The 14,490-nt window shown below is 63.2% G+C and carries 14 protein-coding genes; 10 read left to right on the forward strand and 4 right to left on the reverse strand.

Features of this window, described 5'->3' with window-relative positions; all coding sequences use genetic code 11:
- The first annotated feature begins 114 nt into the window (after positions 1-114).
- From P8T11_RS11605 to P8T11_RS11635, 7 genes are all read left to right on the forward strand, one after another.
- Positions 115-1,206 carry a Gfo/Idh/MocA family protein gene (locus P8T11_RS11605; RefSeq protein ID WP_268081809.1) on the forward strand — a complete coding sequence of 364 codons (1,092 nt, stop codon included), beginning with the start codon at positions 115-117 and terminating at the stop codon, positions 1,204-1,206.
- 30 nt (positions 1,207-1,236) lie between these two features.
- Complete coding sequence (locus tag P8T11_RS11610; RefSeq protein WP_268081808.1) at positions 1,237-2,151, forward strand: sugar phosphate isomerase/epimerase family protein; 915 nt, start codon at positions 1,237-1,239, stop codon at positions 2,149-2,151.
- A 125-nt stretch (positions 2,152-2,276) separates the two neighbouring features.
- Complete coding sequence (locus tag P8T11_RS11615; protein WP_268081807.1) at positions 2,277-3,455, forward strand: aldose 1-epimerase family protein; 1,179 nt, start codon at positions 2,277-2,279, stop codon at positions 3,453-3,455.
- Entirely contained in the window at positions 3,452-4,213 is a 762-nt protein-coding gene (locus tag P8T11_RS11620) for an SDR family NAD(P)-dependent oxidoreductase (protein ID WP_268081806.1), read from the forward strand. Before P8T11_RS11615 ends, P8T11_RS11620 begins: the two co-directional genes overlap by 4 nt.
- Before the next feature lie 30 nt (positions 4,214-4,243).
- Entirely contained in the window at positions 4,244-5,440 is a 1,197-nt protein-coding gene (locus P8T11_RS11625) for a CaiB/BaiF CoA transferase family protein (RefSeq protein WP_268081805.1), read from the forward strand.
- Positions 5,437-6,585, forward strand: a complete 1,149-nt coding sequence (locus tag P8T11_RS11630) for a hypothetical protein (RefSeq protein ID WP_268081804.1) — start codon at positions 5,437-5,439, stop codon at positions 6,583-6,585. Before P8T11_RS11625 ends, P8T11_RS11630 begins: the two co-directional genes overlap by 4 nt.
- Positions 6,586-6,595: 10 nt before the next feature.
- Positions 6,596-7,366 carry an enoyl-CoA hydratase/isomerase family protein gene (locus tag P8T11_RS11635; RefSeq protein WP_111886215.1) on the forward strand — a complete coding sequence of 257 codons (771 nt, stop codon included), beginning with the start codon at positions 6,596-6,598 and terminating at the stop codon, positions 7,364-7,366.
- 93 nt (positions 7,367-7,459) lie between these two features.
- Here P8T11_RS11635 and P8T11_RS11640 read toward each other — a convergent pair whose 3' ends face one another.
- From P8T11_RS11640 to P8T11_RS11650, 3 genes are all read right to left on the reverse strand, one after another.
- Entirely contained in the window at positions 7,460-8,845 is a 1,386-nt protein-coding gene (locus P8T11_RS11640; RefSeq protein ID WP_268081802.1) for a metal-dependent hydrolase family protein, read from the reverse strand.
- A 255-nt stretch (positions 8,846-9,100) separates the two neighbouring features.
- On the reverse strand, positions 9,101-9,481 hold the full coding sequence (locus P8T11_RS11645) for an amidohydrolase family protein (RefSeq protein ID WP_268081801.1): 381 nt from the start codon (positions 9,479-9,481) through the stop codon (positions 9,101-9,103).
- Positions 9,482-9,537: 56 nt separating this feature from the next.
- Complete coding sequence (locus tag P8T11_RS11650) at positions 9,538-11,088, reverse strand: AAA family ATPase (RefSeq protein ID WP_268081800.1); 1,551 nt, start codon at positions 11,086-11,088, stop codon at positions 9,538-9,540.
- A gap of 248 nt (positions 11,089-11,336) precedes the next feature.
- Here P8T11_RS11650 and P8T11_RS11655 point away from each other — a divergent pair, with 248 nt between their 5' ends.
- The 3 genes from P8T11_RS11655 (at position 11,337) to P8T11_RS11665 (ending at position 13,625) form a co-directional block, all read left to right on the forward strand.
- On the forward strand, positions 11,337-12,437 hold the full coding sequence (locus P8T11_RS11655) for an NAD(P)-dependent alcohol dehydrogenase (RefSeq protein ID WP_268081798.1): 1,101 nt from the start codon (positions 11,337-11,339) through the stop codon (positions 12,435-12,437).
- A complete protein-coding gene (locus tag P8T11_RS11660; protein WP_268081797.1) occupies positions 12,437-13,072 on the forward strand; it encodes a hypothetical protein in 636 nt (211 codons plus the stop codon). Before P8T11_RS11655 ends, P8T11_RS11660 begins: the two co-directional genes overlap by 1 nt.
- A gap of 193 nt (positions 13,073-13,265) precedes the next feature.
- Positions 13,266-13,625: a VOC family protein gene (locus tag P8T11_RS11665; RefSeq protein ID WP_268081796.1), complete on the forward strand. Its 360-nt coding sequence runs from the start codon at positions 13,266-13,268 to the stop codon at positions 13,623-13,625.
- 53 nt (positions 13,626-13,678) lie between these two features.
- On the opposite strand, the gene P8T11_RS11670 is transcribed toward P8T11_RS11665, so the two are convergent.
- Entirely contained in the window at positions 13,679-14,302 is a 624-nt protein-coding gene (locus P8T11_RS11670; RefSeq protein WP_268081795.1) for a LysE family translocator, read from the reverse strand.
- Between the last annotated feature and the right edge of the window lie 188 nt (positions 14,303-14,490).

Consider the following 14,490-nt stretch of genomic DNA (forward strand, 5'->3'; position numbering starts at 1 on the left):
TCCACCTTTACGCCTGATTGTTTTGATGTGATTATCGCGGCTCAATCACATCAAACACAGCACGGCAGGATGCCAGGCAGTCGACAGTGCATACCAAGCCGGCAGGAGGAGCACATGTCGCACCCTACCCTGGTGCCCGACCCGCCCGTTCGGGAACGGCGCTTTCGCATCGGCTGCATCGGCGCCGGCATGATCATGGCCGAGTGCCATCTGGCGGCCTACCAGCAGGCCGGCTTCACGGTGACGGCGATCGCGTCGCGTACGCACAGCAAAGCGGCCAAGGTCGCCGAACGCTACGGCATCCCGCTAGTGCATGAGAATCCCCTGGCCCTGATCGCCGATCCACAGATCGAGATCGTGGACATCGCGTATCCGCCCGACCAGCAGCCCGCGTTGATTCGCGCCGCATTGCGCGCTCCGCACGTGCGCGGCGTGCTGGCGCAGAAGCCCCTCGCCCTGTCGCTGGACGAAGCCCGCGCCTTGCGCGACGAGGCGCGGGCCGCCGGCAAGATCCTGTCGGTGAACCAGAACATGCGCTACGACCAATCGATGCGCACGCTCAAACAACTGCTGGACCAGGGCGTTCTGGGCACGCCGGTGTTCGCGCAGATCGACATGCACGCCATCCCGCACTGGCAGGATTTCTTGCGCGGCTATGACCGGCTGACGCTCTCTAACATGAGCGTGCATCACCTTGATGCCCTGCGTTATCTGTTTGGCGAGCCCACCGAAATCACCAGCATCACCCGCCCCGATCCGCGCACCGAATTCGCGCATCAGGATGGGCTGGTGAGCACCACGCTGCGCTTTGGCAACGGCCTGCTTGCGCTGTCGCTCGAAGATGTGTGGTCGGGCCCACGGGCCGAGGGATACCCCGACGACCAGCACATCCGCTGGCGCGTGGAAGGCACCGAGGGCGTCGCGCGCGGCACTATCGGCTGGCCCACCGGCGAGCCGTCGACCCTAAGCTACGCCTCGCGCGCGGCCCAGGGCCATACCGACGGGCGTTGGGTAACCCCCACGTGGGACACGATGTGGTTTCCGCATGCCTTCATCGGCGTGATGGAGCAGTTGCAGTACGCGCTGGCCAGCGGCACCGAGCCTGCGTTGAGCGTGACCGACAACGTACGCACGATGGCGCTGGTCGAGGCCGCGTATACGTCCATCGCCGAAGGCCGCACAGTACGGCTGCCGGCTGTTGAATAACCAGACAAAAAACAGACGGAGACAAACATCATGATCCAGACCGGAATCTTCTCGGGCTACTTTCCCTATGAGCTGGAGCGCACAGCCAAGGTGATCCGCTCGCACGGCTTCAACACTGTGCAGCTGGACCTGCATTTCAAGGACATGGAGCTCGGCCCGGGGCAGCTGACCGCGCAGAAATGCACCCAGATCCGCGACACCTTCCGCAACTACAACCTGCCGGTGTCCTGCATCTCGGCCTATACCAATATCGTTCATCCCGATCCCGCCGAGCGCCAACGCCGCAATGGCTATCTCAAAGAGATCCTTACGCACGCGCGCCAGTTGGGCTCGCCTTACGTGATCTCGGAAACCGGTACGTTCGCCACCGACAGCGACTGGGTGCATCACCCCAGGAACAAGACCGAGGAAGGCTGGGACCAGTGCCGCAAGGTGATCGCCGAGCTGTCGCAACATGCCTATGACCATGGCGCGGTGTTCCTGCTTGAGACCTACGTGAACAACGTGGTGGGATCCGTCGAGGAAACGCTGCGCATGTTCGCCGAAGTGGATCACCCTGGCCTTGGCCTCTTGATGGATCCGACGAACTACTTCGAAGCGCACAACATCGACCAGATGGACCGCACGCTCAATCAGGTGTTCGACGCGCTCTCCGACAAGATCTGCATCGCGCATGCCAAGGACGTGAAGCGCTCGGGCGATGACAAGTCGGAAAAGCACAGCGACATTGGTGACGAGGGCGCGGCCGAGAGCCATACCTTCCGTGGCGTGGGCGAGATCGAGCTGCCTGCGCCGGGCCTGGGCGCGCTGAATTACGACCTGTACTTGCAGCGCCTGGCGAAGAAGCACCCCAACATTCCCATCATCATCGAGCACTTGACCGAAGACGACGTGCCGCGCGCCAAGACCTTCCTGGACGAGCGGCTGCGCGCGAACGGCCTGTAGGCCGCCTGGCGCAACCGAGGCGCACCGCGAGGCAACCTTCCATCAGGCCCGCGGCGCGCCCACGAATACGATTTTGAACACCGACACCGGCAAACGCTTATCCGCGCCTTTGCCAGGGAGAACTCATGCCTGACATTTACGGAACCTGGATGACGCGCCGCGACGTGGAGGCGCGCACCGGGCAGCTTGCGCAGTTTGCCGGCGTACGCCTGATGACGCTGGACGACGGGCTGGAGCGCGGTATCCGCATGCTGGAGTTCCGCAGCGGCACGGGCCTGCGTTTTACGGTGCTGGTGGATCGCGCGATGGACATCGCCGATTGCGAATACCGTGGCTTGGCCATGGGATGGCAGTCGCCGTCGGGCTATCGCCACCCCGGCCTGCATGACTATGAAGGCGAAGGCGGACTGGGCTGGATGCGCTCGTTCTCGGGCCTCATGATCACCTGCGGGCTGGACCACATTCTGTTCATGTACGACGCACCGGCCGACAACTATGTGTACGGCCCGCGCAAGATCGCCAAGCAGTCCATCCATGGCCGCGTGGGCACCATTCCGGCGCGCCTGTCCGGCTACGGCGAACGCTGGGACGGCGATCGCTGCGTGCTGTGGGCGGAGGGAGTCGTAAGCCAGGGCACCGTGTTCGGCGAGCACCTGGAGCTGCACCGCCGCATCGAGATCGAGGTGGGCACCAACGACATCAAACTGTCGGATCGCGTGGTGAATCGCGGCTTCTACCGCACGCCGCACATGCTCTGCTATCACATCAACCTGGGCTATCCGGTGCTGGACGCCGACTCGCGCTATCTGGCGCCGATCCGCGATGTGGTGTGGGCCGCGCACGAGGAAACCTACCGCGAGCAGGGCGTGGGCTACCGCCGCATGCCGGCGCCACAGTTGGGCTTTCATGAGCAGGTGTGGCAGCACGAGATGGCCGCCGCCGACGACGGCAGCGTCCCGGTGGCCCTGGTCAACGACAAGCTGGCCCTGGGCATGCAGGTCAGCACCTTCAAGCATCAATTCCCTTGCCAGTATCAATGGCAGAACCTGCAATCGGGCCAGTATGCGATGGGCATCGAGCCCTCGACCAACCATGTGCTGGGCCAGGGCGCGGCGCGTGAGCGCAACGAGCTCATCTGGCTTGAGCATGGGGAAGAGCGCCGCTACGACACCACGTTCAGCGTGCTGGGATCGCCCGCCGATATCGCGGCATGCGAAGCACGCATCCGCGCGATCGCGGTGCAGCCCGAAGCCGATTATCCACCGTTGTCGGGGCGCTTCGCGCCCATCGCGGGGCGCACATGAGCGCGCGCTTCTCATTGCAAGGCCGTCGCGTGCTTTACACGGGCGCGGCGGGCGGCTTCGGTGTGGACACCACGCTTGCACTGCTGGAAGCGGGCGCCCACGTGATCGCGCTCGACAACCACGCCGGGCATATCGATCGCTTGCGCAGCACCGTGCCGGCGCGGTTCTCCGACCAGCTTCACGTCCTGCAGGCCGATCTTTCCGACGCCAGCGCGCTGCAGTCGCACCTTGAGCAGTTGACCGCCCAGGGCCCGATCGATGTGGTCATCAACAACGCGGCGATCTACCCCTCGCGCCCGTTCGAGGAATACAGCGACGCAGAGCTGGCGCGCGTGCACCGCGTGAACGTGGAGGCGGCGATTCAGATCGTCCGCGCGGCGCTGCCCGGCATGCGCGAACAGCAGTGGGGCCGCGTCATCAATATCTCGTCGATCACGCTGTCCGGCGGCTGGGAAAACCTGCTGCCCTACGTGCAATCCAAGGGCGCGATGGTGGGCGCCACGCGCGCCTTCGCCCGCGAGTTCGGCAAGTGGGGCATCACCGTCAACGCCATCTCGCCGGGCGCATTTCCCACCGACGCCGAGAAGATCCATCCCGATCCCGAGGGCTACAACCGCATGGTGCTTGAACGCCAGTCGGTAAAGCGCCGCGGGCACGCGGGTGACATCGCCGCGGCCATCATTTTCCTTGCCTCGGACGAGGCGGGCTTCATTTCCGGACAGACGCTGGCAGTTGACGGCGGCTGGGTCATGCATTGAGGCGCATCGGCGCACGCAGAGGGTAGAAGCATGAGTATTCTTTCTGGCTACAAGGTTCTGGACTGCTCCATCGCCATGGCGGGGCCGTTCGCGGCGCAGCGCCTGGGCGACCTGGGCGCCGACGTGATCAAGATCGAGCCGCCCACCGGCGAATGGCAGCGGCACGCGCCGGCCGGCGGCATCACGGGCAACAAGATCAACGTGTCCTTTCTCTCGCTGAACCGCAACAAGCGCTCGCTTGCGATCGACCTGAAGAGTGCCGGCGGTAAAGAGATCATCCAGAAGCTCGCGGCGCAGGCCGATGTGTTTATCCAGAACTACCGTCCGGGTGTCGCCGGCCGTCTGGGTGTGGACTACGAGACTCTGTCGGCGCTGAACCCGCGCCTGATCTATGTATCGATGTCGGGCTTCGGCGAAGACGGCCCCTATGCCACGCGCCCCGGTCAGGACCTGCTGTTGCAGGCGATGTCGGGCGCCATGCTGTCGTCGGGCCGCGCGGGCGAAGCGCCCCGCGCGGCGGGCCAGTATGTGGTCGACGCCGTCACCGCGTATTGCGCCTTCGAAGGCGTGCTGGCCGCGCTGCTGCACCGCGAGCGTACCGGCGAAGGCCAGAAGGTCGAGGTCAACATGCTGGATGCGATCACCACGATCCAGATGCAGGAGCTCTCGGTCTACACCGTGGGGCACAAGCCGCAGGTGCGCAGTGCCGAGCCGCATGCCCACGTGTACATCCGCGCCCCCTATGGCACCTTCGCGACCAGCGACGGCTATCTGGCGCTTGCCATGCCCGACATGAAAGTGCTGGCGCGCGTGACCGAAGAGCCGCGCCTGGCGGAGTACACCGACGAGCGCGACGGTTGGGAAAAGCGCGACGAGATCTATGCGCTGGTGCGCGACACCCTCGCAAAGGCCTCGACGGCCGACTGGTTCGCCAAGCTCGATGCCGCCGGCATCTGGTGCAGCCCCGTCTATGGCTACGCCGATCTGGTCGACGATCCGCAGATCGCCCACAACGGCACCTTCGTCGAGTATGAGCATCCGACCGAAGGCAAGATCAAGACGCCAGGTTTTCCGATCCGCTTTTCCAAGACGCCAAGCCAGGTGCTGCGCGGCGCACCGCTTACCGGCCAACACACCGACGAAGTGCTGCGCGATTTTGGCTTCAGCGCCGACGAGATCGCCGCGCATGCGGCCTCGGGCGCGGTGCTGCGTGGAACCTCGGAATGAGCGAGCGCGCCCTGCCCTACCGTGGCCTGACCTGGGACCACCCGCGCGGCTTCAATGCCCTGCACGCCGCCGCCGCACTCACGCCGCTGGTGCACTGGGACAAGCAATCGCTCGAAGGCTTCGAATCGGCGCCCATCGCCGAACTCTGCGCCCGCTATGACCTGGTGGTGCTGGATCACCCGCATCTGGGCGAGGCCCTGGCGCACGATTGCCTGCAAGCGCTCGACACCGTATTCGCGCCCGACGAGCTGGCGCGGATCGCGCGGGATAGCATCGGGCTGTCGTACGACAGCTATCGCATGGCCGATCGCCAATGGGCGCTGCCGCTGGACGCCGCCACGCAGGTGATGGCCACGCGCGCCGATCGGCTTGACGGCCCCGTGCCGCGCACCTGGCGCGAGGTGCTGACGCTGTCGCAACGCAGCGGTGCGGTCGCGCTCAGTTGGGGCGGCCCGCACCCGTTCCTGTCGCTGCTGTCGATCGCGGCCGCCATCGCGCCCGATACCGACCTGCGCCCGCACGGCGCCTGGCACGACGAGGCGACGCTCGCCGACGCGTGCGATGTGCTTTGCGAATTGGCGCGGCTCACGCCCACGCTCGCCCTGGCTTACAACCCGATCGCGCTGCTCGGCCACATGAGCTCACGCGATGACATCGCGCTCTGCCCGCTGGTCTATGGGTATGTGAACTACGCCACCCCTGCGGTCGCGAAACCGCTTACGTTCCGCGACGCGCCCGAGGCCGACGCGGGCAGGCCCGGCTCGATCCTTGGCGGCACCGGCATTGCGATATCCCGGCGCTGCATCGTGGGGCCGGACTTGCGCGCGCATCTACTGTGGTTGCTGGCGGCCGATACCCAAAGCCGCTTCATCCCGCAGCACGAAGGACAGCCCAGCCATCGCGGCAGTTGGGCCGATGCGGACGTGAATGCGGCAAGCGGCAACTTCTATGCCAACACGGCCCGCACGCTCGAAGCCGCCTCGATCCGACCACGACACGATGGCTACATCGCCTTCCAGAGCGAGGCCTCGCAGTTCCTGCGTGACGGCGTCGCCGCCCGCGCTTCCTCTCATTCATTGGCGCGCGGCCTGACTCAGCGCTTCCAGGCCAGCCTGGCCGCCGCCCCCAAGCACACCGCAACCTAAGGATGTCGACGTGAGCGCACTCGTCAATCTCAGTATCGATGGCCATGTCGCCATCATCGAACTCAATCGTCCCGAGAAGCTGAACGCGATGACGCCCGAGATGGCCGACCTGCTGATCGCGGCGGTAGAGCAATGCAACACCGACTCGCAGGTGCGCGCGGTGATCCTGACCGGCGCGGGCCCCAAGGCCTTCTGCGCCGGCTCGGACATTACCGAGCTTGACCGCTACGCCACGCCCTGGGATTTTCGCAATCGGCTTGACTACTGCGACTGCGTGCGCATGTTGAAGAAGCCCACGGTGGCGGCGATCAACGGCTATACCTTCGGCGGTGGCCTCGAGATGGCGTTGGCCTGCGATATCCGCATCGCCTCCGACAACGCGCGCCTGGGCGCGCCCGAGATCAAGCTGGGCTGGATCGGCGGCGGCGGCATGACGGCGCAGCTTGTCCATGCGGTCGGCCCAAGCAACGCCGCACTGATGGTGCTGACCGGCGACCCTATCCGCGCCGAGCAGGCGCTGGCCTGGGGCCTGGTGAGCGAGGTGGTGCCGCAGGAGCAGTTGCGCGAGCGCGCGCAAGCGCTTGCCGCCACCATCGCCTCGCGCGCGCCTATCGCGGCCGAGACGGCACGTGTCAATCTGCGCGCCGCGCTGTCGATGCCGCTTGAGAAGGCCGTGGAATATGAGCGCGACCTACAGGCGATCTGCTTCGCCACCGCCGACGCCAAGGAAGGCCGAAAGGCATTTGAAGAAAAGCGCGCGCCGAAGTTCGAGCGGCGCTGACGGGTGGGGGGGGCCGCCCCACCTGTTTTAGATACGCCAGTTGAAGCCATTGCGCGACGAGTTGGGAGGCAGAACCTCGACTGCCTCCCGACCCTACTTCACCAGCGCGTTCTTGACCAACACGCCATCCTTGACGATCAGCAGAAATTTTCGCTCGGCATCGCCAACAAGCGATAAGTCCTGCAACGGGTTGCCGTCGACCAAAATCAGGTCTGCCAGTGCACCTTCTCGAACTTCGCCCAGGTCGCCGCGATACGGATTGCGTGCGCCAGACAATTTAAGCAGTTGTGCATTGCCGCTAGTGGCCATCTTGAGCACCTGCGCGGGCGTGTACCAGCGCCCAAGGCTCGCCAGTATTTTCCCCTGTTGCTCAGCCAACTGGCTTGAAAACAGAATGTCGGTACCAAACGCAGTCTTCAACTGATGCTTGATCGCCAGCTTGTACGTGCGGTCCGTGCCAGCGAATACCTCCAGTGCTTTTTCCCGCTCGTCGGAACCAGGAGGAAACACCTCCGCAAGCGCATCGGGAAACGGCTGCGTGCTTAGCCACGCGCCCGAGCGGGCGAGCATCGCAGCGGTTTCGTCGTCCATCAAACTGCCATGCTCGATGCTAAGAACGCCCGCTTTGAGCGCGCGCTGTATCGCCGCCGGCGTGTACGCGTGTACCGCTACATAAGTGCCCCAGTCCGTTGCAGCGGCAACTGCCGCGCTCAACTCGGCTTCCGTGAACGTCACCACATCAAGCGGACTGTGTGGTGACGACACGCCTCCCCCTCCAGTCAGCTTGATTTGCGTGGCGCCGCGCATCAACTGTTCGCGGGTGCGCAGGCGCACTTCGTCGGGACTGTCGGCAATGGCGCTGTCGCCGACGATGTCATGACGCGACGCAGGCGCCCCCAACGTACGCGGCAGATCGCTCATGCTGCGAAAGTCGCCATGACCGCTGGTTACGCTGATCATCGCGCCTGAGGGGTAGATACGCGGCCCCGGAATGACGCCTTGATCAATCGCGACTTTCAGACCGAACACTGCGCCGCCTAAATCACGCACGGTCGTGAATCCACGCATTAGCGTCTTTCCAGCTTCAACACCCGCCACCAAGTTCAAGTACCCGGTGTCTTGCGTCAGTGCCACCGCTACCGGCACACCGACGAACATGCTATGCCAGTGCGCATCGATCAACCCAGGCATCAACGTCCTTCCGCCGGCGTCGATGACCTGAGCACCATCCACGTTGATTTTTTCGCGTGATACCTGTGCAATGACGGAGCCGCGCAGCAGCACATTGCTGGGTTCGGACAGATCCGGCGATATGCCATCAAAGATGCGCACGTTTTCGATGAGAACCGGGGGGTCGTTCTGACGGGGCGAGGCCAGTGCCGCGGGGGGCGCCGCAGCATTCTCGTGGGACAGCGCGACGTTATTGAACGCGAAAAACAGCGTCGCGGCGCACAGCAGAACTGCGGGTTTGACGTCCATAAGAGCTCCTTCGAGGAAGCGAACTTGACGGAAACAACGCGGAAATGAGAGTGACGCTGGGCTTTCAAAACGGCAAAATGGCTGCGCCACCGTACTGGAGTGCAGAGACTCAGAGTGTCGACCAGATCGAACGCAGCAACTTACCGGTCAGCATAGATGAGCTTCTTAATGCGCACAATTTTTAATGCGCTGAGCATGGGGTCCGGTTCTGCTTGATGACGCAACGCAGCAGTTTCCCCGTTGGTGGCAAGGTGGTTAGCGTCGCGCAACAAGCGACGTACTCGCCCTATCAACATCCCCCCGAATCACCTTCCCACTCCGCGCCCCGGTGCCTTCACCCGCCCGCCAAGCCACGTTCCCATTGACCAGCACATAGTCAATGCCTTGGGCCTGCCGGGTTGGCGATGCCCACGTGGCCTTATCCGCAATGGTGTCGGCGTCGAAGACGACGAGATCGGCGGCATGGCCTGCCGCGATGTGGCCGCGCCGCGGCAGGCGGAAATACGAGGCGGGCTTGCCGGTCATCTTGTGCACCGCCTGTTCCAACGTGAACAGTCCGATGTCGCAGATGTCGCAGTCTTTCTTGGACACACTGAAGGAAGTCATTCTTAAAGACGGCCAATCCGGCGCCGGCATGCAAGACTTTCCTTTAAAAAAGACGACCGTAATACATGGACCGCAAGCCACGACGTTCAGTCACGCTCGTTTGAACGAAGAGGACCCAGCAATTGAAGCACTGCCACCGCCGCCGCTTCGATCGGCCCGCCTGCATCGATATGCGTCCAATGTTCGACACTGCGCTGCCGGGCAAGTTGGGCATGAACGACCGCTTCATTTGCATCTGACGCATCGTTCTGGCGCGCCTTCACGCGCGCCAGCAGCATGTCTGGCGGCACATCCAGCCAATAGCCATCGAATGACGCCTTCGCCCGTGCAGCACACCCTTCGATTCGCTTTCTGTCGGGCTCGCGATCAAATACCGCGTCCGCAATCACCACGCCCCCTGCCCTTGTAATGCTTGCGGCACGTATCGCCTGCTCCGCATAGACCCGTTCCGACATCTCCGCCTGGTACGCCCTTTCCTCTAGCTGAACCTCCGCCGACACGCCCAGCATGCGCTTGCGAATACGGTCGCTGGAAAGCACGCGCGCCCCAGGGGGCGGGCCGATACGCGGGGCCAGTGTGGCTGCCAAGGTTGACTTGCCAGAACCGCTGAGTCCGCCGATGGCGACGAGCCTTGCGGGACATGGCGATAAGCAGGCAAGTCCCAGGTCCAGATAGCGCAGGGCTGCCGCCTGCTTGGTCGCATTCTGGTCGCCGAAACACTCGACGGCCTCCGTGCCCACGACGTGCGCCCGTATCGTCGCCCTTAACGCCATGAACAGCGGCATCAACGGCAATCCTGCTTCCTCCTCGCAGACATCCAGGTACCGGTTCAACACCAGATTGGCATGTGCCTCCAAACCCCGCGACCACAGGTCCATCAGCAGAAAAGCAAGGTCATAAAGAACGTCAATCGTGGCCAATGAGTCATCAAACTCAACGCAATCGAATAACGTGGGCTCGTCGTCAATCACGCAGATGTTCCGCAGATGCAGGTCTCCGTGGCAATGACGCACCTTGCCCGCGTTCGCCCTTTCCATTAAGAGCTGCAACCTTTTACCCAATTCCTCGTACAACGTTGCGCAAAGCGCTTGTGCCTTTTCCTTGGGTAAGAAAGAGAGCCCGGACAATATCTGTTCGCTGTCCGATATCACCCGCTTCAATGCCGAACGAACATCTAAGCCCCGAATGATTCGGGCATTCTTGTGGAAACCAGCAATCACGCCCGCGAGGCGTGCCGCCAGCGGTGTGGACAGATCTCCACGTTCAACCATCGTCTCCAGCAACGCGTGGTCCGCAAAACGCTGCATTTCAACGACCGCGTCGACCATCTCACCGGAGCCGTCGAACGAGAGATGCCCATCACGATCGCGTGTGATGCGTCGCACCGACAAATACAGGTTTGGAGCGGTACGCCGATTCAGCGTGAGCTCGTTCTGGCACGCTTTCAAGCGTCGTTCTGGCGTGGAAAAGTCGACATACGGAAGGCGCACCGCCCGCTTGAGTTTGTAGGCACGGTCGCCCGCCAGGACAACAACCGAAATATGGGTCTGCACGATGACTATGTCGTCGCGTGACAGGCCATGGCGTTGTGGATCGGACAAATATTCCAGGGTGGCGGATTGGCTGTCGGTGCTCAATGTAGCGATCCTCCGGACGGAACGGCTAGCGGTCACGCCATAGCGGCGCCACCATTTTCTCGAATACCAAGACAGCAAGCTTACTCCCCGTCCCACCTGCACTAATACTCCCTACCCCCGAGCGCCGGATCGTTGACTTTGGTCAATTGGCGAGCGTTCTGAAGGACTAAGCTGCCAGAACTTCCCTATGCCATGCGGTACTGGTTGCAGACGTACACGCCATCGGCGCCGCCTCTGTGGAGACGAGCATGACTGCCAAGATGAAAGCCGCCGTATTTGCGGGTCCGAACCGTGTCGAAATACGTGAAAAGCCCATCCCTGACGTGGGACCCAATGACGCTTTGATGCGGATCACCACCACCACAATCTGCGGGACCGATATTCACATCGTCAAGGGTGAATACCCGGTGAAAAATGGCCTGACGATAGGTCACGAGCCCGTCGGTGTCATAGAAAAGCTCGGAACCGCGGTACGCGGCTACAACGAAGGCCAGCGCGTGATTGCCGGCGCGATCTGCCCAAGCTTCAATTCCTATGCGGCTCAAGATGGCGCGCCCTCGCAGGACGGCACCTACCTGGTCGGTATGGGCATGTGCGGATGCCACGGGTACCGCGCCACCGCGGGATGGCGCTTTGGCAACATGATAGATGGCGCCCAGGCGGAATACCTGTTGGTACCGGATGCCGAGGCCAACCTTGCGCCGGTGCCGGATGCGCTGAGCGACGAGCAGGTGCTCATGTGCCCGGACATCATGTCCACCGGCTTTAAAGGCGCCGAGAACGCCAATATCCGAATCGGCGATACGGTGGCGGTGTTTGCGCAGGGGCCGATCGGACTCTGCGCCACGGCCGGCGCCAGGTTGTTGGGCGCCACCACCATCATTGGGGTGGATGGAAACGCGCAGCGGCTGGCGATGGCGCAGGCTTGGGGAGCCGATGTCGTCCTGAATTTTCACGAGTGCGATGTGGTTGAGGAAATCTTGCGGCTGACTGGCGGCAAGGGCGTCGACTCCGCGATTGAAGCGCTGGGGCAGCAGAGCACATTCGAATCGGCGTTGCGTGTCCTGAAACCCGGGGGCACCTTGTCCAGCCTCGGCGTCTATTCCAGTGACCTGACGATACCGGTTTCGGCTTTTGCGGCGGGCTTGGGCGATCACAAGATAAACACGGCGCTTTGCCCTGGCGGCAAGGAGCGCATGCGACGCCTGATGAATGTTCTGCAGTCCGGACGGCTGGACCTGACGAAGATGGTCACACACCGCTTCAATCTTGACGACATCGCTCAGGCCTACGACCTGTTCGCGAACCAGCGAGACAACGTGTTGAAAGTGGCCATCCGGCCGTTCTGATGCAACGTGGGCGAACGTTTTCCTCTGGCGTTGCCGCTCTTCCCAGACGGCGGCGCAGGCATCGCGCCATCTTCACGACGGCCTGGCTTTTCCTTGCCGCCTTGGCGCACGGCCAGGGGGCACTGCAACCGGCCGACGTCGCCTCCGCGTATGACCGGGAAGTGTCCCCGAGGCTTGCGTTGCCGGATGCCGAACGTGTCCGTTACGGAGAACTGGCCAACCATGCGCTGGTGTCCGCTGGCCTCTCCTTGTTGGCGCCTCAATACGTCGTCATCGCCGACCGAAACATCTACGTGCAGGCGGTATTCGTATATTGGTTGCACCCTGTTGCGCCGCCCCTGTATATCGGCGCATCCCCCGCCTCTACCGGGCAAGTCGGCACGTTCGACCATTTTGAGACGCCGACCGGCGTGTTTCCCCATACTTTGGCTAACCCGGACTACCGCGCCGAGGGCACTAAAAATGCGAACGGAATCCTTGGGCTTGGCGTGAAGGGCATGCGCGTTTACGACTTCGGATGGCAGGAGGCCCGCCAGGGCTGGGGCGCGGGGCGCTATCTGATTGTCGTCGACACGGAGCGTCGCGCCCGCCCAGGCTGGTCGCCTCAACCTTTGATCAATCCGAAGAATCCATGACACCCCCGCTACTTGCCTGCGGGCGGGGAATCCCCAGGCTTGGTCCTGGTCCGCCATCGCGCACGCGAGTCATCTTCGACGCGCAAGATTCGCGAGATTGAAGCTCCCCGAAAACTCCGCACTACACTGATTCGGATTCACCGCCAAACATGCTGCATCGGTGCAGCGAGCGCCATCCCCACGGAGCCCCCCCATGTTCGATCACATCGGTTTCGGCGTCAGCGACATCAACCAAAGTCGCGACTTTTTCCTGCAAGCGCTAGGTCCGCTTGGCGTCGGCCTGGCGATGGAAGGTCCGAATAGCATCGGCTTGGGCAAGAACGGGAAACCGTCTTTATGGCTATACGCGACCGGTTCAGCCACGGCTCTATTGCACATCGCCATTGCGGCGGCCACGCGGGCGGACGTGGACGCCTTCTATCAAGCTGCCCTGGCGGCGGGCGGCCGGGACAACGGCGCACCAGGGATTCGGCCGCATTACCATCCCAACTATTACGCCGCCTTTGTATTCAGCCCTGACGGCCACAACGTGGAAGCGGTCTGCCATCGTTAACAAGGCTGCCCGCCATGACGAGCGTTAACAAGCATTAAGGTGCCTCAACAACCTTAACGACTGCTGGCCAGGCGTATCCCCAAGCCCACCAGCGCCACGCCCATCAAGGCATCAACCGCGCGGCTCACCCGCGCATAGACCGATCGGACGCGGCCCACCGAAAAGAACGCGGCCAGCGCCCCGAGCCAGGCGGCCGTTATCAGGCCGACCAGCGCAACCACGCTGACATACACCCAGGTGGGTGCGCCGACCGGCAGCACGGTCACGAACAGCGTGGCAAAAAACGTGGCCGTTTTCGGATTGGTGATCCCGACCATGAAGCCCTGGCGCCAGGCTTGCAGCGCCCCGACGCGCGCCACACCCTGAATGCTCGGCTCGCCGCCCTTCGCCTTGAAAGCGGCCATCAGCATCCGCGCGCCCAGGTAGATCAAGTACGCCGCGCCGGCCAGGCGGATGGCCTCGTAGAGCCAGAAGAGTTCCTTGATCAGCAGTCCAAACCCCAGGATGGCCAAGGTGGCCCAGACGACCACCGCGCAAGCGATGCCCAGGCCGACGAGCATGCCGGATCGCCGATCATTCAAGGCATTGGAGGTCACGGCAACGAAGTCCGGCCCGGGGCTGGCGCAAGCCAGGAGAATGATGCCGGAAAGGGTGAACAACTGAGGCAGGTAGTCCATGTGTCGAAGTCCAGGGGGGGATTGGTCGGGGTGCGGCGCGGTGCCAGCCGGGGGGGACCGAAACTTTAGCATCGCCAAGGCACCGCTAGCGCGGCGTCGTACCGGTACTCCAAGGCTGGAGTTTCATTCCTATCCGATTTCGCGAACCGTCTCTGGGGCTGTATTGGTGAAACAGTCCGATTTACCGC

Source organism: Achromobacter spanius (genome assembly GCF_029637605.1).
GTDB lineage: Bacteria > Pseudomonadota > Gammaproteobacteria > Burkholderiales > Burkholderiaceae_B > Achromobacter > Achromobacter spanius_E.

Bases quoted from the DNA above. Each gene is read 5' to 3' on its own strand.
- P8T11_RS11660 (WP_268081797.1), top strand. From the start codon at position 12,437: ATGCAACGTGGGCGAACGTTTTCCTCTGGCGTTGCCGCTCTTCCCAGA.
- P8T11_RS11645 (WP_268081801.1), bottom strand. From the start codon at position 9,481: ATGCCGGCGCCGGATTGGCCGTCTTTAAGAATGACTTCCTTCAGTGTG.
- P8T11_RS11610 (WP_268081808.1), top strand. From the start codon at position 1,237: ATGATCCAGACCGGAATCTTCTCGGGCTACTTTCCCTATGAGCTGGAG.
- P8T11_RS11665 (WP_268081796.1), top strand. From the start codon at position 13,266: ATGTTCGATCACATCGGTTTCGGCGTCAGCGACATCAACCAAAGTCGC.
- P8T11_RS11670 (WP_268081795.1), bottom strand. From the start codon at position 14,302: ATGGACTACCTGCCTCAGTTGTTCACCCTTTCCGGCATCATTCTCCTG.
- P8T11_RS11620 (WP_268081806.1), top strand. From the start codon at position 3,452: ATGAGCGCGCGCTTCTCATTGCAAGGCCGTCGCGTGCTTTACACGGGC.
- P8T11_RS11605 (WP_268081809.1), top strand. From the start codon at position 115: ATGTCGCACCCTACCCTGGTGCCCGACCCGCCCGTTCGGGAACGGCGC.
- P8T11_RS11655 (WP_268081798.1), top strand. From the start codon at position 11,337: ATGACTGCCAAGATGAAAGCCGCCGTATTTGCGGGTCCGAACCGTGTC.
- P8T11_RS11615 (WP_268081807.1), top strand. From the start codon at position 2,277: ATGCCTGACATTTACGGAACCTGGATGACGCGCCGCGACGTGGAGGCG.
- P8T11_RS11630 (WP_268081804.1), top strand. From the start codon at position 5,437: ATGAGCGAGCGCGCCCTGCCCTACCGTGGCCTGACCTGGGACCACCCG.
- P8T11_RS11625 (WP_268081805.1), top strand. From the start codon at position 4,244: ATGAGTATTCTTTCTGGCTACAAGGTTCTGGACTGCTCCATCGCCATG.
- P8T11_RS11640 (WP_268081802.1), bottom strand. From the start codon at position 8,845: ATGGACGTCAAACCCGCAGTTCTGCTGTGCGCCGCGACGCTGTTTTTC.